We start from the raw sequence: 21,471 nt of genomic DNA, 5'->3' as shown, positions 1-21,471 counted from the left end.
CCTCTGTAGCTCCAGAAGCTTCTATCGCAGCGGAATGGCTTGCTTCTTCGAGACGGACTCGATGCAGGCAAGCGCAATTTTTAGAGCGTTGCGCGCGTCCTCGCCCGTCGGTCCTTCAACTTTACAGGTACGAGAGGCTCGAACGAACGAGGCGAGCTGCGCCGTGTAGCCTTGGACGAAATGGTCGGTGTCGCGGCGCCAGGTATCGTTCGACAGGCCGTTCTTGTCGAAGAGCGTCATGCTGGAGCGACGAACGTCGCCCATGGTCACCATGCCGCCGGAGCCGAAGACCTCGCCGCGGATGTCATAGCCGTAGAGTGCCGAGAAGCTTGCTTCGGCGACGGCAACGGAGCCGTTGTCGAACCGGACTGTGACTACCGCTGTGTCAAGGAAGCCGTTTTCCCTGAAATCCGGCCGCACTAAAGCGTCGGCTACAGCAGACACCTCTACCGGCTGCGCGCCCGGATTGAGCCACAACAGCGTGTCGAAGTCGTGGATGAGCGTCTCGTAGAAGATGGTCCAGAGCGGGATCCGCGCCGGATCGGCGCCGAACGGGCCTGGATCGCGCGTGAGAGAGCGAAGGAGCTGCGGCGTCCCGACTTTCCCGGCATCAATCGCTGCTCGCCCCTCAGCAAATGCCTGATCCCAGCGCCGGTTGAAGCCGACCTGGAGCGGAACGCCCGCCGAGCGCGCCGCGGCGATTGCCCGGTCGGCATCTTCCAGGGTCAATGCCATCGGCTTCTCGCAGAAAATCGCCTTGCCTGCCTCGGCTGCCTGCACGAGGACATTCGTGTGAAACCGCGCTGGAGTGGCGATGATCACGGCCTCCAGTCCCGGATGGGCAAGGAGGTCAGCAACATCCGTGTACGCACTTTCGACGTCAAGTTTGTCGGCGAGGTTGGCTGCGGCGTTTGGCGCCGGATCCGCGATGGCAACGAGATCGGCGTCGACCAGGCGGCGTGCGACAGTCTCACCGTGGAAAGATCCGATGCGGCCGGCACCAATGAGACCGACATTGACGGGTTTGCTCTTGGGCATTCGAGAGGTCCTATGAATGGGTTGGTGGTAAATCAGATGGTGAAGGCGTCGCGGAAGGCTCCCAGCGCGGCTTCGGGATCGCCGGCGGCCCACGCTTCCATGCCGACGGGGCCGGAATAGCCAATGGCCTTCAGGGCCGTGGCAATCCCGCGCCAGTTGATCTCGCCAGTACCCGGTTCGCAGCGACCCGGAACGTCCGCTACCTGGATCTCGCCGATCCACGGCAGGCACTTGCGGCAAAGCTCAATCAGGTTCCCCTCGCCGATCTGGGCGTGGTAGAGATCGAGGTTCAGGCGCAGCCGCGGGTGGTTGACGTTCGAAACCAGGGCCAGCGTGTCCTCAGCGCGGCCGAAGGGCACACCTGGATGATCGACCGGCAGGTTGAGGTTCTCGAGCGTGAAGGTGACCCCTTCCTTCTCGGCCAGTTCGACGACGCGGCAGAGTGTGTCGCGCGCCTTCAGCCACATGGCACCGGTCACCACTTCGATGGGCTGGACGGGGAGGCCCCTGTCCCCCAGACCGGTACCGTGAAGGTTGAGGCGCTGCACACCGAGCCGCTTGCCGACCTGCGCAGTCTCGCGGGCCGTTCTGATCAGTTCGGCCGCGCCTTCGTCGTCGGTCAGACGACCGGCAAGGTAGCCGTTCATGATCGTGAAGGTCGCGCCAGTTGCTTCCAGCTTATTGAGGTCGTGCTCCGGCCAATTCCAGAGACCGACACCAAAGCCCATCTCCTTCAGGCGCGAGGCGCGCCAATCGATCGGCTTGTCGCACCACAGCATCTCGGCGCAGGCTGCGAGGGGGAAAGGAGAGGTTGTAGGTCCACTCATTGGCGGTTCTCGTATTCTGGGTATGACGACGGGTGGTGGGGGGCGCTTGCGCCGCACCGACATGTGAAAAGCTCTCGATCAGATCGTTCCGCCGAGTTCCTCTGAGAGCGACTGCAGCTCCTTGCCGCCTGCCATCAGGTTCTGGAGCTCGTCGATGCCGATCTGATCTTTCCTATAAGTGCCGAGCGTCTTGCCGCGATTGAGCACCGTGAAGCGGTCGCCGACGGCATAGGCGTGACGGACATTGTGGGTGATGAAGATCACACCGAGACCCTTGTTGCGGACCTGGCCGATGTACTTCAGCACCATGGAGGTCTGGGCAACGCCAAGAGCGGACGTCGGCTCGTCCAGGATGAGGACCTTGGCGCCGAAATAAACCGCGCGGGCGATCGCAACACACTGACGCTCGCCGCCTGAAAGCGTTCCAACGGCCTGCTGAGGGTCACGCACGTCGATGCCGATCCTGTGCATCTCGTCTCGTGTGATGTTGTCGGCGTGCTCCATATCCATGCGTTTGAAAGGTCCGAAACCGACCACGGGCTCGCGTCCCATGAAGAAGTTGCGGGTCACCGACATCAGCGGGATCATGGCAAGATCCTGATACACGGTGGCGATGCCGGCATCGAGGGCATCGCGCGGTCCCGAGAACAGGCGCGGCTGGCCTTCGACCAGGAATTGTCCGGACGTCGGCTTGTGCACGCCGGCGAGCGTGTTGATCAGCGTCGACTTGCCAGCGCCGTTGTCCCCCAATAGGCAAAGCACTTCGTTCGCATTGACGCTCATCGACACACCGTTGAGCGCAATGACCGAACCGAAATGCTTGACGATGTCTTTGACCTCGATGAGGGGCGTTTGGGACGTGGCCATCAGCGTTCTCCCGTTACGCGCTTGCGAATGACGTTGTTGAAGATGACCGCGATCAGCAGCATGCCGCCGAGGAAGACGAGGTACCAATCCTGGTCGATCGAGGTGTAGGTAAGGCCGATCAGAACCATGCCGAACACGATCGACCCGAAGAAGGCGCCGATTGCCGAGCCATAGCCTCCCGTCAGCAGGCACCCGCCGATGACAGCTGCGATGATCGCCTCGAACTCCTTCTGGAAGCCGCGGCGGGCGTCGGTCGAACCGGCATCCAGAACAGTGAGAATGGCAACCAGAGTGGCGCAGAGCGCTGTGATTACGAAGAGCGTTGTCTTTACCCTTGCGACCGGCACGGCCGATTTGCGAGCAGCGCGGGGGTCACCGCCGGCGGCGAAAATCCAGTTGCCAAAGCGCGTCCGCAGCAGAACCCATGTTGCAAGAAGGGCGATCGCGATGAACCACAGGATCTCGACGGGAATGCCCGGAACCTTTGGAGCGCCGCTGGGGAATACCTCGATGATGCCCTTCGAGGCCAGCCATGAAAACAGACCAGAAAAAGCGTCTCCCGAGAAGAACGGCGCAAGCGGGCTGCCGGCGACTGCCTCCTTCATGCCGCGAAGCTGGGTGGAACCGCCGCTTGCCCATTTCAAGCCGACCAGCGTCAGCCCGCGTAAAATGAAGAGAAAGGCAAGCGTAACGATAAAGGAGGGCAGGCCGGTGCGCATGGTGATCTGCGCGTTGGTGACACCGATGAAGACCGCGAAGGCGACGGCAACGATGATCGCGACGCTGAGCGGCGCATGCCAGACGACGAGCGCGGTGCCGAAGACCAAACCGGCAAAGGCCACCATCGATCCGATCGAAAGATCGAACTCGCCACCGATCATGAGCAGCGCAGCGCCGATGGCCAAAATGCCAAGCTGGGCGGCTGGCGCCATGAAGTTCATTATTCCGGCGAGCGTGAACATCGCCGGATTCGCGGTGAAAAAGAAGAAGATTGATACGAGCACCAGGCCCGCAACGGCGCCGAGTTCGGGTCGCCGCAGAAGCGCGGTCATCGAGGAGACCTTCTTCAGCCGCTCATCGGAATGAGATGTGGTCGCAGTCATTATTCTTTCCTCCCGATTTTGGTCCAGATGCTGGCGGACGTGGTCCGCCTTCCGACACTTGCAAAGGCGGCCCCCGCCGAAGCGAGGGCCGGCAGCTTCGCATTAGCGGATGCCTTGGGAGGATTTCTCGATGACGGAAGCGGCCGTGTCCTTCTCGACGAAGCTCGGACCGGAGGGCACATTGCCAGCGGGGATCGTACCGTAGCGGGCATAGAGCGCGAGGAACGTCACCGGCAGATAGCCTTGCAGATAGGGCTGCTGATCGACCGCGAACAAAGCCTTGCCGTCGGCAACCGCCTTCAGGAAGCCCGCCGACAGGTCATAGGAGGCAACCTTCACCTTGTCGCCGACGCCCATCTTCTCGACGACTGCGACCGCACGCTCGCCGACGAGCGGGGCCGAGAGACCGAGCACCACGTCGATCGACGGATCGGATGTGAGCGCGGCCTGGATCTTCGCTTCGATTTCGGCCGGATCGGCCGTTGTCGGCAGCACGGTCACCTTGCCGCCCTCAAAACCCTTTTCGGTGCCGGCACAACGCTGGTCGAGAGCGGCATTGCCCACTTCCTGGTTGACGCAGAGAACGTGCTTCAGGCCGAGGGATTTCAATTTCTCGCCGACCTTGATGCCCGCTGGGCCTTCGTCCTGGCCAACATGCAGCTTGATGCCGAGCTTCTCTGCCGCCGAGATGCCTGAATTCATCGAAATCACCGGAATGCCGGCCGCGACAGCCTTCTCGATTGCCGGACCGAGCGCATCCGGGTCAGGGTCCGAGATGACGATGCCGGCAGGCTTCTGATTAGCGGCAGCCTCGATCAGTTGGCCCATTGCCACCATGTCGAAGGTTTCCGGAGCGCGATAGTCGACTTTGACATTGCTGTCCTTCCCGGCCTGCATCATCCCGTTCTTCACGATGGACCAGAATGGATCTGACGCCTGTCCGTGGGTGACCGCGATAATGGAAATATCCTCAGCTCTGGCGCTGATGGCCACTGAAGCTGCTGCACCGAGGATGACGGCACCGACTGCGAGTCTCTTTAGAATGGATTTCATCTGCTCCTCCTAACGTTGCCGTCTCCTCCTGAGGCGGCAAAAAAGCGAATGCTACCGGGTGCAAATGCGTTTGCTACCGGGTGCAAACGCGTGCATCATAGCTTTTGATACGCTAAAAGCAAGCGTTCATTTCACGGAATCAGAAAATGGAATGGACGTTTCATTTTGTGGAGGCTTCATGAGAAGGCGGGCAACGGCGAAGAACGTGGCAGATGCGGCCGGCGTCTCAAAATGGACAGTTATCCGTGCGTTCACGCCGGGCGCATCGATTACCGAGGAGAGCAAACGTAGGGTTCTGCAGGCTGCAGCGGCGCTTAACTACTCGCCGAACCTCCTCGCCCGCAGCTTAGCCACCAATCTTACGCATCAGGTGGCGATCTTCGTCGACGACTTTGCCAACCCTCAGAAGTTGCCCTTCCTGGAGACTTTGACCGATCGGCTGCAGGCTGAAGGGCTGGTCGCCATGCTGATCAACATCAACAATCACTTCGATCATGTGCGTGCCCTGCTCAACGCGGATCAGCGCCAGGTCGATGCCATCATCATGTTCGGCACTGCTTTTCGCAGCGAAACGTTGAATGACAGGCGGCTGGGCCGGAGCATGCCGCCGATGTTCGTGCTGGCAAGGGACAGCCAGATTGATGGCGTGCCTGCCGTTGTCTGTGACGCCGAGCTGGCGTTGAAGGAGATCGTCGATCATCTTTATGAAAAGGGATACCGGCGTCCGGGCTTCATGGCTGGGGCGCCGGCCCTCTCCACGGCGCTCAGGCGCCGGCATCATTTCATCGATTTCTGGAAACAGAAGGGTGTAGACGAGACCGCGGTGATATCGGCGGAAAGGTATAGCGCGCAGGCCGGAGCAGAATCCGTTCGCCACTATCTTCAGAATACGGACGCCAAGGATAGGGTCGACGTCCTCATGTGCGAGAACGACATCCTGGCCATCGGCGCGCTTGACGAAATCCGCGGGCAGTTTGGCTTGCGTGTGCCGCAGGACATGGCCGTCATCGGCTTCGACAATTACGAGCTGGGCGGAGCATCGGTCTATGGCCTTTCCACATACGAGCAGCCGAAGGACGAAATGGTTGAGGTTGTCATCGAGATGATTACCGGGCGGCGGCCCCCTGAGACTGTCACACTGCCGGGAAAGCTCATCGTCAGGAATTCTGCCTGAGATACTTCTCAGAGCCAATCGGGGAAACGGCGAACGTTGTCCTGCCTAGGCCTCTCAGTTCCAATCGAACATTGTGCAGGGAATGCAATGATCCAGATTGATATCTTGCTGCCGCCCGACGTGCGACTAGCCGTCAGTCCGCTGTCCTGGGCGAACGACGTTCTTGAAGACCTTGGCGCGGATATACCGCTGGAAACCTGCCTGCGTGACGCCGCCGATGCTGGATATCATGGCGTGGAGCTCGGGCGAAAGTTTCCGCGAGATGCAAACACCCTGAGCCCGCTGCTTGCTAGCCATGGTCTCGCCCTGGCGTCCGGCTGGCATTCGGGAAAACTAGCTGAACATGGCGTTGGCGAAGAAATGGAAGCGGTCGCCAGCCATGCCGGCCTCCTGCACGCGATGGATTGCAAAGTGATGGTTTACGGCGAGGTCGCGATGATGACGCCGGGATCGCCGCTCGATGTTCCGATGTCAAAGCGAGTAATCATGCCAAAGGCGGACATGGCTGCGTATGCTGCGCGGTTGACCGAGTTCGCGAAGCGTCTTGCCGAGGAGTACGATCTTAAACTTGCGTACCATCATCATCTGATGATGGTTGCCGAGACATTCGACGAGATCTCGGGAATCTTCGACAAAGTGGGACCACAGACAGGCTTGCTGCTCGACACCGATCACGCCGTGGCAGCCGGCTTTGACTACGTCCGACTGATCGAGCGCTTTGGAGACCGTATCAACCATATCCACCTCAAGGATATCCGCAGGCCGGTTCTGGAAGAAGTCCGTACCGGCGATCTGAGCTTCAATGCCGGTGTGCGCAGGGGAGTATTCACAGTGCCGGGAGATGGGATCGTAGACTTCGTCCCAATTGCCCGCTTTGTCAGGGATCAAGGTTATGGCGGGTGGCTCGTGGTCGAAGCCGAGCAGGACCCAGCGGTCGCCCCACCCCGTCTCGCCGTCGCACGAGCCTTTGAGCATATGTGCGATGTTTTCGCCAACCGACCAGATGCGTAGTGGAGGTTCAGTGCTGGCGTTATCAGGACCTCTAGTGTAGCCGCAGGACAATGTCTGCTTTCAGGAAGCGGCCAAGCTGGTCCTAGGGTCGACATGAGGCGCAAAGCAGCCGTTCCGGCGGCCGACCATGGGAATTCGAATTTGTTGCGCGCCGCTAGGCCAGACTATTGGAGAGAGTAGAATTCGCCTTATTCAGGTGTTCAAAGAACAGGGTTAGTTCGTCCGGAGCCATGTGCACGATATGCCTGTCTTCCGGGTAGCCGCCGCTGTTGACGTCCGCGACATATTCGGAAAACGCCGCGATGCGCTCTTGTTGCAGCCGGTCATATTCGGCGGCGAAGTTGCGGTAGACTTTCGAATGGCGCGGCATGTGACCGCGATTGGTGCCGAGAATATCCTCGGCGAACAGATATTGCGCGTCGCAGCCCGTGCCCGCGCCCATCGACAGCATGATGAGCGGGGTGCGCTCGGAGATCGCTTTCGCCACTTCCACCGGAACCACCTCGATCTCAGCGCCGATAGCGCCGGCGGCTTCCAGCTGCTTGACCGCCTCGAACACATGCATGGCGGTGTCGGCGGTCTTGCCGACCGCCTTGAAGCCGCCGGTCCAGGTGGCGCGCGAGGGGATCAGGCCGACATGGCCGATGACGGGAATGGCATCGTCGGCCATGCGCTTGATCGTGGCATAGCCGGCGCTGCAATAGACGGCGTCGGCGCCCGCCTTGTAGAGGCGGAACGACCAGCGAACGAAATCGTCGGCCGTGCCGATCTCGAAAAAGTTGTCGCCCGGCATGGTGAAGAGGCTGGGCGCGGCATCGCGATATTGCGGATTGAGAACCAGTTCCGGCGGCACCGAGACAATGTCGATGCCGGCCCGCTCGGCGGCCTCCGCTTCTTCCAGCGTCAGCACGCGCAGCATGGTCAGTTGTCGCTTGCCCTTCATGGCGCGCAGATCGGCAACGGTCGGTCTCTTTCGGCTCATCGCAATGTCCCTGTTGATTTCGCCCACCGCCTTAGCCGATCTCGATCATCACCTTGCCGGCCTCGATCTTGACCGGATAGGTCTTGAGGTTGACGCAGACCGGCGCGCCCTTGGCCTGGCCAGTCTTGTAGTTGAAGCGGCCATTGTGCTTGGGGCATTCGATGATGTCGTCCATCACCAGCCCCTCGGCGAGATGCGCCTTTTCATGCGTGCAGAACCCGTCGGTCGCGAAGAACTCGTCGTCCGGCGAACGATAGATCGCGAAAGTGCGGCCGCCATGGTCGAAGCGGATCACATCCTCCTCGTCCACGTCGTCGACCGCGCACGCTTCAACCCACTCCGCCATCATCTTTCTCCGGCCATCATCTTTTTTCTGGATTACCACGCGACACCTATTCGGCGGCCGCGGCCGTTATGTCGAGATCGTGGAACTCGCCGCGATAGGGCTTGGCCGTCGGCGGCAACTCGCGCTTGAGATAATAGTCCTCGTATTTGAGCTGCCTGAGCAGCACCGGCCACACCTCGCGATAGGCGTGCCACATCGATGGGTTCGGCACCGGAAGGTCGTGCTTGATCAGCTCATGCAGCTTCGGCAGCGCGTGATAGGGTACCATCGGGAACATGTGATGCTCCACATGGTAGTTCATGTTCCAGTAGATGAACCGGCTGATCGAGTTCATGTAGACCGTGCGCGTGTTCAGCCGGTGATCGGTGACGTTGTCGGCCAGCCCGATATGCTGCAGGAGGCCGGTAAGCACCATGTGCCAGGTGCCGTAGAGGCGCGGCAGGCCGATCAGCACCAGCGGTATCCATGATTTAAGCGCGATCGCGAGAGCGATCGTCGCGGAGTAGACGACCATATGCCACCGAGCCGCGATCACCGCCTTATGCTGCTCCATTTCCGGGATGTAGCTCTTCTCGTCCTCCGATAATTTGCCGAACGCCTGGCGCACCAGTGTCGGCAGCGAATAGCGGAAGTCGAGGATGCCGGTGAAGGCGAGCGCCGCCTTCAAGAGATCCGGCGGCCGCATCACCGCGATCTCGGCGTCGCGGCCGACGATGATGGTGTCGGTGTGGTGGCGCGCATGGCTCCAGCGCCATTGCACCGGATTGCGCATCAGCATGAACGAGGCGATGTGGTAGACGACATCGTTCATCCAGCGCGTGCGGAAGGCCGTGCCGTGGCTGCATTCATGCCAGCGCGAGTCGCTCGACGAACCGTAGAGCACGCCATAAACGAGTAGAAACGGCACGACCCACCATGTGCCCCAGAACCAGATTATGCCGGCGGCCGAGCCCAGGATCAGCACGATCCAGATGAGGGTGTCGCGGATCGCCGGCCCGTCGGAGCGCTGCATCAATTCCTTCATGGTCTTGCGCGACACGTCGGTGTGGTACCACTCGGCCGAGGCAAGTCCGGTCTCGATCGCCCGTCGCGTGCCTTCGCCGACAAGGCTGTAGTCGCGCTTCTTCGCCATCGTCACATTGGCCTCCAATATTCACGCACCGCTGGTAATCCGGTCCGCCGGCCGAAGGGCTTGCCAAGGATAATTGTCACGCTCATGTCATGCCCGCCAGTCTTGGAAACATGCCGGACGGCTGAGGGTAATCCTGCTCGGGCTGGCGGGCGATCGCCGCGATCCTGCCTTCGGCGCCGGCGATCGCCTCCTTGCCGTCGAGGACGCGGAAGACCGCGTCATAGGCGCGGGTCTCGCCGTGCTCCAGCCAGATCATCTCGCCACGCTCGCGCGCGGCAAGATTGCCGAGCACATGGTGTGTTGACGGTTCGATGCCAAGCGCATACTGCCCGGCCTGGAAATTCTGCCACTCGTAACAACAAGGCAGTTGGTCCTTGCGGGTGACGACCTCGAAGCCGAGGCCGAGGCGGTCGTTGACTACGGCCACAGGCACCTCGCCCCTGGCGTCGGCGCCGAGCTCATGCTGCCACACCTGTTCGCTGAAACCGAACTGAGGCGCCGGCACGGTCCGGTAGCCGATCTTCTGCGCTTGGTAGCGCTCGCCGGCATGCGCGGCCCAGACCACGTCGCGGATCGGCGCCAGGTAGCGCGAACCTTCGTCGAGCAGCGGATGCCCGACATTGACATGGTAGAAATACATGTGCGGCGTGCGGTGGAAGCCGTGATTGACGACGCGGTCCGAAACCCGGATTTCACTGCCGCCGAGATCGGCCTCGATGCGGCGGATGAGGTGCAGATCCTCGCCGAACACGCTTGCCTGCTGGACGATGCCTTCCGCCCACAAAACACAGCGGTCGCCGTCCCAGCTTTCGCCATAGCCGGTCAGCCGCGCGGGGATGGTTCCAACGCGGCCGTGCAGTGAATGCGTGACCGTCTTGCGTCCAGGATAATTATAGTTTTCGGCCGGAACCTCGTTGCGGCCGAGAATGTGGTCGAGGCCGCAGGTGACGAGCAGGCCGGAGAAGGATCGCCCCCAAGCAAACCCATCCTCGCCTTCATAGTCGTGCAGGCCCGGGTTGCGGAACCCGCTCGGCGAATGCCAGCCGATGGCCTGGCCCTTATATTCGCAATCGGCGATGTCGAGCGCCCGGTCGACGAGCGCGGTGAAGCGCATGCCCGAGCCGGTGCGGAACTCGAGCATGCGGATGCCGCGCTCGACACCGTCGCCAAGCGTCATCAGCCGCACGCCGGCGAATTGCGACAGCATGCCGGAACGTTCGGCGACCTGCCGGCGCGAAAGCATCTGGCCGTAGAGCTTCACCATGCCGTCACAGCGCCCTTTTCATCAGGGACGACAGGTCGGCGCCGGTTATCAGGCTTTCCACCGTCAGAAGGTCGGTGTCGGCGACGGTCTGCTCGGCGACGATCTCGCCGCGCCGCATGACGACGATGCGGTCGGCGACTTCGAACACATGGTGGATGTTGTGGGTGATCAGGAGCACCGAATGCCCTGCCTCGCGCATCTCTTTCACGAAGCGTAGCACGCCATGCGTTTCCTCGACGCCGAGATTGTTGGTCGGCTCGTCGAGGATAATCACCCTGGCGGCGAACTGCATGGCGCGCGAGATCGCGATCGACTGCCGCTCGCCGCCGGACAGCGTTGAGATCAACGCGTCAGCGTCGAGCTTCTTCGAGATGCCGACACGCTTCAGCAGCGCCGAGGCAGCATCGCGCAGCTTGGCGAGATCGAGCGGCGCGAAGACGCCGAGCCATTTGAGATTGACCGGCTCGCGGCCAAGGAACAGGTTGCGCGCGATGCTGAGGTCGGGCGCCAGCGAGGTGTCCTGGTGGATGGTCTCGATGCCGAGATCCATCGCCTCGCGCGTCGAGCGGATCGAGACCTTCTCGCCGCGCACATAGATATCGCCGCGATCGATTGGGAAAAAGCCGGAGATCGCCTTGATCAGCGTCGACTTGCCGGCGCCATTGTCGCCAAGCAGCGCCACCACCTCGCCCTCCTTGAGCGTCAGCGAGGCATTCTTCAGAGCGCACACGCTACCGAAGGATTTTTGCAAATTCTGCAGCCGGAGCACTTCCTGCATCATCATCAGCTCCTCGCAGCGTTTTTCTGCAGCAGCGCGTGCAGGATGAGCATGGCGAGTATAATGACGCCGACGAAGATGTTGTAGGCGAGCCCGGGCACGCCGACGAGCACGATGCCGTTGCGGATCGCGCGCAGCATCAGCGCGCCCACGATGGTGCCGAGGATCGTGCCGCGGCCGCCGGTGAGCGCCGTGCCGCCGACCACCACCATGGCTATCACTTCGAGCTCATAGCCGGTTCCCGCCACGGGCGAGGCCGCCGAGATGCGAAAAGCGCTGATCATGCCGGCGAGCCCGGCAAGCACCGAGGTCAGGATGAACAGCCATATCTTGACGGCATCAGCCGGCACGCCGCGCGCCACCGCCGCGCTGCGGTTGGAGCCGATGGCGCTGATCCAATTGCCGAGCTTGGCGTAGCGCAGCACATAGACCGCAAGCAGCGACAGCCCTATGAACCACCAGAGCGAGGTATAGAAGCGAAACGCGCCGATGTTGAAGCTGCCAGCAAGCAGCGTGACGAAGAAGCCCGGCTGGTCCCAGGACTTCAGCGGAAAGCCCTGCGTGATGTAGAGCGCCGCCCCGCGCACGACGAGCAGAATCGACAGCGTCACCAGGAAAGACGAAATGCCGATCTTGGTGACGATCAGCCCGTTGATCGCACCGATCGCGATGCACAGGACAAGCCCGGCCAGCAAAGCGATGCCGATAGCCCAGCCGCCGTTCTGCACCAGAAGCATCACCACCACCGGCGCCAGTCCGAACACGGCGCCGACGGACAGGTCGAATTCGCCCGCCGTCAAAAGCAGCGTCATGCCGAGCGCGATGATGCCGAGCTCTGGCAGGAACGCCATCATGTTGGAGATGTTGAGCGGCGACAGGAAATTGCGGTCGGCGATGGCGAATACCGCAAGCAGGACAATGAGGATGACGAGCGAGGAGAATTGCGGCGAGCGTATCAGGCTCGATCTGCGTTTCCCGACAGGCATCTCGTCTTCTGCGGCGATCGTCATGACTGTTTGAACCATGCTTGAAGGACGCCCGCCGCTTTCGCAGCGGGCGCTGCTTTTCTCACTTCTTGTCGTAAAGCTTCAGGATCGGGTCGACGCTGGAGGCGTCGTAGAGACCGAAAGTGTGGATGTCGTAGCCGATCGGTTCGCCCGACGCGGCGAGCCCGAGCAGTGCCACCGGCATGAAGCCCTGCGCGGACGGGTACTGCCAGGCGGCGGCGTTGACGAAGCCATCCTTGACGGCCTGCGCCGTCTCCTTGGAATTGCCCCAGCCAACAACCGGGATCTTGCCCGCCGGCACGCCCGCGCCGTCGAACACACGCTTGACGCTGGCCGCGACGGAATCGCCGAGCGCGATGATGGCCGGCGGATTGTTGGCAACCATATAGTCGGTCATCTTGGCGATGATGCCGGCCGGATCGGTGCCGCAATCGACCACGTCGTATTTGATGCCGAGCGGGTCGAAAACGCTGGCGATCCCCTCGGTTTCCAGCTGCTGATAGCTGGCGCCGGGAACCTCCACCGGCAGGAACACCTTGTCGCCCTGCTTCACCATCTTGTGGTCGACGAGATACTTCGCCCAGATCGCGCCGGCCTCCTTGAGATCTGCGCCGACATAGGCCTGGCGCCCGGTCGCCGGATCGTCGGTGTTGAAGAACACGATCGGGATGCCGGCCGCCTTGGCCGCCTTCACTTCTTCCGTCCACAGGCCGGGCTGCGCCGACGTGGTGGCGATGCCGTCGGGCTTGGCGGCAAGGGCCGAGTTGAAGGCCTCCTTCTGCGCCGCCATGTCGCCGCCGCTGAAGGAGATCTTGCAGGTCACTTTGAGCTGGTCGCAGGCCTTGGTCGCGCCGGCGTTCCAGTCGATCCAGAAGGCATCGGAAGGTCCACCATGCGACAGCAGATAGAAGGTCTTCTGGCCATCCTGTGCCCGCGCCGTCGTACCGAGGGCGACGCCGGCGAGCACTGTCGCGGCGGCCGCCAATTTACAAGCGAATTTCAACATTCTTTCTTCCCTCTGTTTGGAGCCATCACAGGCCGTTGGCGCGGAACTTCCCGTCGAGGAATGTCTTGGCGCGGGGCACGTCGTCCTCCGACAGATGCTCGATGATAACGGGGATGTTCGGATGCTTTTCCGACAGCCGCTTGAGGTAGAGATCGTAGTTCAGCGAGCCGAGGCCGGGCGCCGGCAGTTCGATTTCGCCGACGCCACGGAAGGTGTGGCTCTCCAGTGCATCCTCGTCACCGATATCGACGTGCTTCTCGGACTTGTCGCCACCCGAACGCTTGACGTCCTTGGCGTGCGCAATCCTGATCTTGTCGGTCAGCGTGTCGAACACCTGGTTGAGGATCTGGTCCATCTTGTCGATGTTGTGCGTCTCGAAATAATTGGTCGGATCCATCAACAGCCCAAGGCCGGGGTGGTCGACCTGCGCGAACATCTTCACCGTTTCCTCGACCGAGCCGACGACGTTGTTCACATAGGTTTCGAGCAGGAACACAGCGCCGTGGTCGTAGGCTGTCTGGGCAAGGTCGGCGATCACCTTGCGGCATTCCTCAAAACCTTCCTCAGTCTTGTTCTTGGGGTGATGCACCCAGTCAGATTCGGTGTTGTAGGTCCCGGTTTCCGAGATCACGTAAGGCGAGCCGAAATGGCGAGCGTTGCGGATGATCTCCTTGAGATAGCCGACGCGCTTGTCGCGCTCGGCCTTGTCGGGATGGATGATGTTGGTATAGCCCGACACGCAGCAGGCCGGCAGATTGTGGTCGCGGAAGACATCGCGCACCTTCTTCGCCTTGTCCTTGGTGATCTGCCCGGCCGACAGGTCGACATCCTTGAAGTGCAGGTCGAGCTGCACCGTGTTGAAACCGAGGCCGCGGATTTTCTTCGCCGTCTCTTCGAGGCCGTACGGGAAATAGCCCGTGAAAATACCTGCCTGCATCATGGTGTGAATTCCTCCCTGTAAGCGATTCAGTTGTCTGGCGTTTCAGTTGCGGTGATCACATAGCGATTTCGGAAAGCCTGATCGTGCGGCCCTCCGCCATCGAGCGGTAGCCGGCCTCGACCAGCGCCATCGTCTTGACGTTGTCGGCGACCGACAGCGCCGGCGGCGAGCCTGTCTTCACCGCATGCTGCAATTGTTCCATCACGCCGATGAAGGCATGCGGGAACCACATCGTGTCCCAGCTTGGGCTCACCCACTCGCCGCCGGTCGTCTCGGCCGAGGCATAGGTCAGCGTCGAAGCCGCCCCTGTCGGCCAGCCGATCGTGCCCTTGGCGACGCCCTTGGTACCGTCGACACGCCAGTTGATGTGCTGGTCGTCCTTGTAGCCGTCCTGGCGCGGGCCGGACCAGACGTCCTCCAGCGACACGGCAAGCACGCCCGACGGGAAGCGCAGCGTCGAGACGGTGATGCCGTCCAGATGGTCGAATGTCGTGCGCGGATCCTTGCGCGTCAGCGTCGTGATCTCGTCCGGGTCGCCAAACAGGAAGCGCAGCACGTCGAGATGGTGCACGCTCATATTGGCGAGCGTCAGCCTGTCGTAGTCCTCGAGGAAGGTCTGCCAATGCGGGATGGCATGCATGTCGATCTGCGCGAAGACGATGTCGCCGAGCGCGCCGCTGTCGATGATCTGGTCCAGCACGCGCATCGACTGGTCATAGCGCATGTTCTGGTTGACCGAGAGGATCTTGCCGGCCTTCGCCGCCTCGTCGCGCAGCTTGACGGCTTCCTCGACCGACAGCGCCAAGGGCTTCTGCGCCAGGATGGCCTTGATGTGCTTCTGCTTCAGCGCATGGCGGATCAGCGCCGGCTGCAGGTCGGGCGGAAAGGCCAGATCGATGATCTCGACGTTGGTGTCCTCGATAAGCTGTTCCGGCGTGTCATGCACGGTCGGGATGCCCCAGCGTGTCGCGACCTTTTGCGCGTTCGCGGGCGTGCGTGAGGCGATCGCCACCACCGGAAAGCCTGCCTCCTTGTAGGCTGCCAGATGGCACTCGGCCATGATCATGCCGGCACCGACGCAGCCGATCTTGTATTCCTTGGTGCGGACCTTCACGTCCGGCTCGAAGCCTTTGGCTGTCATGCTTTCCTCCCGAAACTCTGTCCTCGCGGCCGCAATCATCTCGCCAACGCGCCTCCGCTCTGCCCGAAATAATGCACGCGGGCCGGCTCGCAGGATATCGCCACCATCGCGTCAGGCCTGATGTCAGGCTGGCCGCGCAACAGCGCCTTCAGTCGCGCCTGCCCGGCGGCGAGTGTCACGACGGTGTAGCCGCCGAGCGGCTCGACCTCGAACACCCGTGCCGGGCGGCCCGAGCCCCCGCCCGCCCAGGGGTTGACCTTGATGTCTTCCGGCCTCAGCCCGATCTCGACAGCATCAACGGGAGCAGCCTTGTCGGCAATCTGGATCGTGCCTTCGGCCGCTTCGACGCCGCCCTCGCCCCGAGCCGATTTGAGGATGTTCATGACAGGCGAGCCGAGCAGCCGCGCCACATAGGTGTTGGCCGGCCGGTCATAGATCTCGGCCGGGGCGCCGATCTGCCGGATCCTGCCATTCTCCAGTATGGCGATACGATCGGCGATCGACATCGCCTCTTCCTGGTCGTGGGTAACATAGATCAGCGTCTTGCCGAGCTCGCGCTGGATACGCTTCAGCTCGACCCGCGTCTCTTCGCGCAGCCTGGCGTCGAGTGCTGAGATCGGATCGTCCATCAGATAGGCATTGGGATCGCGCACCAACGCACGCGCGATCGCCACACGCTGGCGCTCGCCGCCCGAAAGCTGCGCCGACTGCTTGTGCAGGATGTGGCCGATATGCAGCTTGGCCGCGACGTCGGCGACCCGCTTTTTGATCTGGAGCTCGGCGACGCCGCGTTCGACCAGCGGAAAGCGCACATTGTCGAGCGCGCTCATATGCGGGAACAGCGCCAGATTCTGGAACACCATCGCCACATTGCGCTCCGCCGGCGAGGCAGCGTTGACCGATCTGCCGCCGATCAGGATTTCTCCGGTATCAGGCGTCTCCAGCCCGAGCACCAGGCGCAGGATCGTCGACTTGCCCGACAGCGGCGGCCCGAAGAAACAGAAGAACTCGTTGTCGTTGACGGTGAACGAGGCGTCGTCGACGGCGAGTGTGTTGCCGTAGCGCTTAGTCACATTGCGAAAGACGATGTCAGCCATCTCAACCTGCTTTCATCGCAACACCAGAGGAGGCATCGAAGACACGTACCGACGACGCGTCGGGGGCGACAACTGCGGTTTGCCCGATCGCCAGCCCGACATCATTGTCGAAGACCGCCTTCACGGCGCCCTCGCCTTGGCCGAGATGGACGATGGTGCGCGCGCCGATGCGCTCGACGAAGGTGACAGGCATGGCAAGCCCGCGCCCGTCTTGCGCCAAAGCCACCTGCTCCGGTCGGAAGCCATAGAGCACATCGCCGCGTGCACCGCGCAAAGTGGCCGCCAGTTCATCCGGCAGCGGCGGTGTGATGCCCAGCGGCCTGAGATCGACGACCAGGCCGCGATCACTCTCCGCCGGCCTGCCCTTGAGCAGGTTCATGCCCGGCGCGCCGATGAAGCGGGCGACGAAGACATTGACCGGATTGTTGTAGACTTCGAGCGGCGTGCCGACCTGCTGCAGCACGCCGTGGTCCATGACGGCGATGCGGTCGGCCATGGTCATGGCTTCGAGCTGGTCGTGGGTGACGTAGACCATGGTCTGCCTGAACTGGCGCTGCAGCTGTTTCAGCTCGATGCGCATGACAGCCCGGAACGCCGCATCGACATTGGACAGGGGCTCGTCGAGCAGGAAGATCGCCGGCTCCATGATCGCCGAGCGGCCGATCGCCACGCGCTGCAAGATGTTGACCGAGAGCCGGTCGGCCTTGCGGTCGAGCAGCGGCGTTAGTTGCAGCAGCTCGGCGATGGCGCCGACGCGGCGGTCGATCTCGGCTTTGGCGGCGCGGCGCATCCTCGGCCCGTAGGCGAGGTTCTGGCGCACCGTCATATGCGTGAAAATGGCATAGTTCTGGAAGACGAAGCCGACGCCGCGCCGGCCCATCGGCACGCCGGCCATGTCGCGCTCGCCAAACAGGATCCTGCCGCTGGTCGGCTCTTCCATGCCGGCGATCATGTTCATCGTCGTCGACTTGCCGCAACCAGACGGCCCAAGCAGCGCCATGAACTCGCCATCCGCTATATCGAGATCCATGGTCTTCAGCGCGGTGAAGTCACCGAATGTTTTGGTGAGGTTGCGCAGTTGGATCGCGCTCATGCCGGCACCTGCCTTGCCCGCGCCATTCGCTTCATGGCGAACACGGCAACGATGGAGAGCACGATCAGGATGGCGAGCGCGATTGCCGCGACATAGCCCCAGATCAAATCCTGAGTGGTGACCTTGTAAATGTAGACCGAGATCGTTTCGGTGGCGACGCCGGGACCGCCGCCGGTCATGATGTAGAGCGTGTCGAAGATCTTGAAGTTCTCGATCACCCGGATCGCCAGCGCAATGATGATGATGGTCTTCATCTTCGGCAGCACGATGGTGGTAAAGCGCTGCCACGGATTGGCGCCGAGCAGCGTGGCGGCCTTCATCTGGTCCTCCGGAACGCCGACGAGGCCGGCCAGCAGGATGAGGAACATCAGCGGCGTCCACTGCCAGATGTCGGCGATCATCACCGCGATCAGCGCCAGGGTCGGGTCCGACAGCCAGGCGATGGTGACCTGCGTGCCCGATATGGCGGACAGGATGTCGTTCACTGGCCCGCCCGACTGGAACAGCATGAAGAACATGTAGCCGGCCACCGCCGGCACCACCATCATCGGCATCAGCAGGATCGAATAGAAGATGCGCTTGCCCGGGAAATCGTCGGCGAACAGCGTCGCCAGCGAGAGGCCCAGCAGGAATTCCGCCGGCACGCAGACGATCATGACGATGGCCGTGCGCTTCAGCGCGCTCCAGAAGCGCGCATCGGCTGCAAGGTCGGTGTAGTTCGCGAAACTGTTCCACATCTCCCAGGCATTCCACCAGCCGAGGCCCGAAAGCGGCGACCAGTCGGTGACGCTGATGTAGAGCTGCATCAGCAGCGGGAAGACCGAGATGAACAGCACCAGGATCTGCGCCGGCAGCGTCAGCCGGAAGCCGAGCCGCGCGCCTTCGTCACGCAGGGCCGGCTTCAAACGCGCGGCACCCATGTCGTCCTCCGAAACAGTCACAGTCACCGCGCTCATTGCTTGAGCGCCCCGAAGGTGAGACCACGCACCAGATGGCGCTGGATGGCGATGCCCATGATGACGGGCGGCACGGCGGCGATGAGCCCCAGAGCCGCCTTGGCGCCATAGAGCTGGCCGGTCATCGAGGACGACAGCGAGGCCATGTAGACCGGGATCGTCACCCATTCGCGCGTCGTCAAAAGCAGCGCGATCAGATAGTCCGACCAGTTGAGGATGAAGACGAAGAGGGCGGCACTTGCGAGCGGCGCGCGCATCATCGGCAGCGTGATGCGGGTGAAGACGCGCAGCCGCGAACAGCCTTCGACCAAAGCGGCTTCCTCGATCTCGCGCGGCATGTCGTCGAAGAAGGTCTTCATCAGCCAGAAGGCGAAGGGCAGAGTGACGATGCCGTAGATCAGCGCCAGGCCCCACCAGCTGTCGGTGAAATTCAGGAACGACCACATGATCATGACAGGGATCATCACCGCCATCGGCGGAAACAGCCGCAGCTGGATCAGCGCCAGCGGCAGGTTCTGGCCCGAGCCGAAGCGCGACAGGCCGTAAGCCGCGGCCGTGCCCGCCGACATGGCGATGGCGGTGCCGAATACCGCCGACAGAAGCGACGACAGGATCGGCTTCAGTGGGGTGCGGTCGAGCGCGACGATCAGGCTGTTGGTGGATTCGCCGAACACGAAGCGGAAATTGCTGAGCGTCGGGTTCTTCGGCCACCATGTCAGGTCGGCACCGGTCGCCGACCATTCGGCGATCGGCTTGAAGGCCATCGACACCATCCACAGGATCGGCACCAGCGTCCCCGCCATCGCCGCGAGGATCGCGGCGTAGCGGAATATCTCGAAAGGAACGGAACGCTTCATCTGGCTGCTTTTCCTGGTGGCGTTGAGTGCGGAGGGGAAGAGCCTTCGCCCCTCCCCTCCGGCTCTGATCCAGGGAGACGGATCAGCTGATCGGATCGAGAACGGTCGGCCAGGCCTCCTTGTTGGTTCGGATGGCTTCGAGCAATTTGTCCTCGCCAATGCGCCGGGCGATCTTCTTCCACTCGGTCTCGGTGTCGGCCATCGCCTGCTCCGATGTCTTGGCCTTGGTCAGCGAGGCCATGAGGTTTTCGTCGAGCGCGTTGTGGAAGGCGGTTGCGCCGGGATAGTTGATGGTCGGCACCGTGCGGGCGACCGTCTCGCGCACCACGTCCATGTGGTAGGCGTGATAGGTCTGGCGTACCAGCGGATCGGAGAAATCCGAAAGCCGGAACGGATCGAGATAGCCGCCCGGGTTGGCGCTCATCCAGGCATAGATGCGGGCCGAGCCCAGCCATTGCAGCAGGAGATAGGCGACCTCCTGGTTTTTCGACTGCGACGAGACCATGCCGGTCAGCGAGAACCACAGCACCGAGCGGCTGATCAGCTTGCCGTTGATCTCGCGGCCGGCCGGCAGCATCGAGCCGATCTTGCCCGTGACGGCCGAATCCTTGTTGCCGGCATTGTCGAGGAATTTCGGCAGGTTGGAGAAGGCGCAGGTCATCGCCGCACCGCCCTTGGCGAAATTGCCGTACTGTTCCGGCCAGCCCCAGGAGATCGCATCCGGGGAGTGGTGGACGAGCGATTCGACATATTCGTCGGTGGCGGCGATGCCGTGTTCGGAATTGATCAGCGGCTTGCCGTCGTCGCCGAACAGGAACTGGTTGGGCGAAGACATGGAGACATAGCGCTGGTACCAGTTGGTGTAGCCCCAGCCCTGGTTGCGCAGGTCGGTCGAGCCGAACAGGCCCTTGTCCGGGCGCTGGAAGAAGGCGGCGATGTCGCCGTGCTGCTTCCAGGTCTTCGGCGGCGCCAGATCGTAGCCGTACTTGTCCTTGAAAGCCTTCTGCTCGGCTGCGTCACCGAACAGGTCGGTGCGGTAGACCCAGGTCTGGAAGTCGCCATCCAGCGACACGCCATAGTTCGAGCCGCGATATTTGTTGAGCAGCGACACGCCCTTGGCACCATCGACATAGCCGGTCTTGGGATCGTCCCACTCAGGCTTGTACTGGGCAACGAAGTCGTCGAGCTTGGCGATGCCGCCGGTCTCGGCGAGGTCCCCGAGGCGGTTCCATTCGGTCGAATAGATGTCATAGGCCCCACCCTTGGTGGAGATGTCCTGCATCGTCTTGGTGAATTCCTGGCCGTTCGGCAGGCCGACGATTTCAATCGGAATGCCGGTCTCTTTTTCCCAGAGATCCTTGATCGACGGCGCGCCGGCCGGGAACGGCTGCGTCAGCTGGCCGATCGAGCCGTCCGAAAGACCGAGCACGATCTTGGCCGGCGCCTTGCCGGCGCCCTTCAGCGCCTTGGCCGCGTCGATGGCGCGGCCCTCCGGCGTATCGGCGCCATACTGGTAGCGCTCGGCGCCCTCGAAGCCGGTCGGGCCGCCGATCATGCCGGGTGCCAGTGCGTCGGCGGCATAAGCGCGGCCGGGACGAATGAATTGCGGTGCGATACCCGTGGCGGCTACGAACACCGCCGCCTTTCCTCCGGACGCCAGCAACCGGCGTCGCGATATGCGGATCAGATCAGACATTGGAATTCCTCCCTCAGGGCTCACGTTTCCTCCACGAGCCCATGAGGGATATTGACGGCAGTATCGAAAGACTGTCAACATCATAAATAATCAAAATACCTCA

At 62.2% G+C, this 21,471-nt stretch carries 21 protein-coding genes; 2 read left to right on the top strand and 19 right to left on the bottom strand.

The genetic code is table 11. The annotated features are described in order from the left end of the window. Positions 1–21 precede the first annotated feature (21 nt). The 5 genes from JQK88_RS01695 to JQK88_RS01675 all read right to left on the bottom strand — a co-directional run bounded on the left by JQK88_RS01695 (position 22) and on the right by JQK88_RS01675 (position 4,888). Positions 22–1,038, bottom strand: a complete 1,017-nt coding sequence (locus JQK88_RS01695; protein ID WP_203277285.1) for a Gfo/Idh/MocA family oxidoreductase — start codon at positions 1,036–1,038, stop codon at positions 22–24. A 32-nt stretch (positions 1,039–1,070) separates the two neighbouring features. Beyond that, a complete protein-coding gene (locus JQK88_RS01690; protein WP_192259910.1) occupies positions 1,071–1,865 on the bottom strand; it encodes a TIM barrel protein in 795 nt (264 codons plus the stop codon). A 78-nt stretch (positions 1,866–1,943) separates the two neighbouring features. Continuing rightward, positions 1,944–2,732, bottom strand: a complete 789-nt coding sequence (locus tag JQK88_RS01685; RefSeq protein ID WP_184870933.1) for an ATP-binding cassette domain-containing protein — start codon at positions 2,730–2,732, stop codon at positions 1,944–1,946. Beyond that, positions 2,732–3,835, bottom strand: a complete 1,104-nt coding sequence (locus JQK88_RS01680) for an ABC transporter permease (RefSeq protein WP_192259912.1) — start codon at positions 3,833–3,835, stop codon at positions 2,732–2,734. Before JQK88_RS01680 ends, JQK88_RS01685 begins: the two co-directional genes overlap by 1 nt. A 102-nt stretch (positions 3,836–3,937) precedes the next feature. After that, positions 3,938–4,888 carry a sugar ABC transporter substrate-binding protein gene (locus JQK88_RS01675; RefSeq protein ID WP_192259914.1) on the bottom strand — a complete coding sequence of 317 codons (951 nt, stop codon included), beginning with the start codon at positions 4,886–4,888 and terminating at the stop codon, positions 3,938–3,940. Positions 4,889–5,066: 178 nt separating this feature from the next. Here JQK88_RS01675 and JQK88_RS01670 point away from each other — a divergent pair, with 178 nt between their 5' ends. Next, complete coding sequence (locus JQK88_RS01670; RefSeq protein ID WP_203277929.1) at positions 5,067–6,062, top strand: LacI family DNA-binding transcriptional regulator; 996 nt, start codon at positions 5,067–5,069, stop codon at positions 6,060–6,062. An 87-nt stretch (positions 6,063–6,149) separates the two neighbouring features. Further along, positions 6,150–7,073, top strand: coding sequence for a myo-inosose-2 dehydratase (gene iolE, locus JQK88_RS01665; protein WP_203277284.1), 924 nt, complete (start codon positions 6,150–6,152; stop codon positions 7,071–7,073). Between the two features lie 154 nt (positions 7,074–7,227). Here the strand turns inward: iolE and JQK88_RS01660 are convergent, their stop codons facing one another. The 14 genes from JQK88_RS01660 to JQK88_RS01595 form a co-directional block, all read right to left on the bottom strand. Further along, positions 7,228–8,055, bottom strand: a complete 828-nt coding sequence (locus JQK88_RS01660; protein WP_192259918.1) for a 3-methyl-2-oxobutanoate hydroxymethyltransferase — start codon at positions 8,053–8,055, stop codon at positions 7,228–7,230. 31 nt (positions 8,056–8,086) lie between these two features. Beyond that, on the bottom strand, positions 8,087–8,401 hold the full coding sequence (locus JQK88_RS01655; protein WP_192259928.1) for a MocE family 2Fe-2S type ferredoxin: 315 nt from the start codon (positions 8,399–8,401) through the stop codon (positions 8,087–8,089). A 46-nt stretch (positions 8,402–8,447) separates the two neighbouring features. Then, complete coding sequence (locus JQK88_RS01650) at positions 8,448–9,533, bottom strand: fatty acid desaturase family protein (RefSeq protein ID WP_203277928.1); 1,086 nt, start codon at positions 9,531–9,533, stop codon at positions 8,448–8,450. A gap of 82 nt (positions 9,534–9,615) precedes the next feature. Continuing rightward, complete coding sequence (locus JQK88_RS01645) at positions 9,616–10,797, bottom strand: aldose 1-epimerase family protein (RefSeq protein WP_192259930.1); 1,182 nt, start codon at positions 10,795–10,797, stop codon at positions 9,616–9,618. 4 nt (positions 10,798–10,801) lie between these two features. Further along, complete coding sequence (locus tag JQK88_RS01640) at positions 10,802–11,578, bottom strand: ATP-binding cassette domain-containing protein (RefSeq protein WP_203277927.1); 777 nt, start codon at positions 11,576–11,578, stop codon at positions 10,802–10,804. 2 nt (positions 11,579–11,580) lie between these two features. Beyond that, entirely contained in the window at positions 11,581–12,585 is a 1,005-nt protein-coding gene (locus JQK88_RS01635) for an ABC transporter permease (RefSeq protein WP_246501960.1), read from the bottom strand. A gap of 58 nt (positions 12,586–12,643) precedes the next feature. Then, entirely contained in the window at positions 12,644–13,588 is a 945-nt protein-coding gene (locus JQK88_RS01630; RefSeq protein WP_192259934.1) for a sugar ABC transporter substrate-binding protein, read from the bottom strand. Positions 13,589–13,613: 25 nt separating this feature from the next. Further along, a complete protein-coding gene (locus JQK88_RS01625) occupies positions 13,614–14,528 on the bottom strand; it encodes a sugar phosphate isomerase/epimerase family protein (protein WP_192259936.1) in 915 nt (304 codons plus the stop codon). Between the two features lie 55 nt (positions 14,529–14,583). Then, positions 14,584–15,669, bottom strand: a complete 1,086-nt coding sequence (locus JQK88_RS01620; RefSeq protein WP_203277283.1) for a Gfo/Idh/MocA family protein — start codon at positions 15,667–15,669, stop codon at positions 14,584–14,586. Positions 15,670–15,704: 35 nt separating this feature from the next. Continuing rightward, positions 15,705–16,766 (bottom strand): ABC transporter ATP-binding protein, encoded by a 1,062-nt coding sequence (locus JQK88_RS01615; protein ID WP_203277282.1) that lies wholly within the window; start codon positions 16,764–16,766, stop codon positions 15,705–15,707. A gap of 1 nt (position 16,767) precedes the next feature. Further along, positions 16,768–17,859, bottom strand: coding sequence for an ABC transporter ATP-binding protein (locus JQK88_RS01610; RefSeq protein ID WP_192259942.1), 1,092 nt, complete (start codon positions 17,857–17,859; stop codon positions 16,768–16,770). Continuing rightward, on the bottom strand, positions 17,856–18,815 hold the full coding sequence (locus JQK88_RS01605; RefSeq protein ID WP_203277281.1) for a carbohydrate ABC transporter permease: 960 nt from the start codon (positions 18,813–18,815) through the stop codon (positions 17,856–17,858). Before JQK88_RS01605 ends, JQK88_RS01610 begins: the two co-directional genes overlap by 4 nt. Further along, a complete protein-coding gene (locus JQK88_RS01600; protein WP_203277280.1) occupies positions 18,812–19,672 on the bottom strand; it encodes a carbohydrate ABC transporter permease in 861 nt (286 codons plus the stop codon). The genes JQK88_RS01605 and JQK88_RS01600 overlap by 4 nt, the downstream gene beginning before the upstream one ends. Before the next feature lie 82 nt (positions 19,673–19,754). Then, positions 19,755–21,368 carry an extracellular solute-binding protein gene (locus JQK88_RS01595; RefSeq protein WP_203277279.1) on the bottom strand — a complete coding sequence of 538 codons (1,614 nt, stop codon included), beginning with the start codon at positions 21,366–21,368 and terminating at the stop codon, positions 19,755–19,757. Between the last annotated feature and the right edge of the window lie 103 nt (positions 21,369–21,471).

Source organism: Mesorhizobium caraganae (genome assembly GCF_016836705.1).
Lineage (GTDB): Bacteria > Pseudomonadota > Alphaproteobacteria > Rhizobiales > Rhizobiaceae > Mesorhizobium > Mesorhizobium caraganae.
This window is presented reverse-complemented; position numbering and strand designations above follow the sequence as displayed.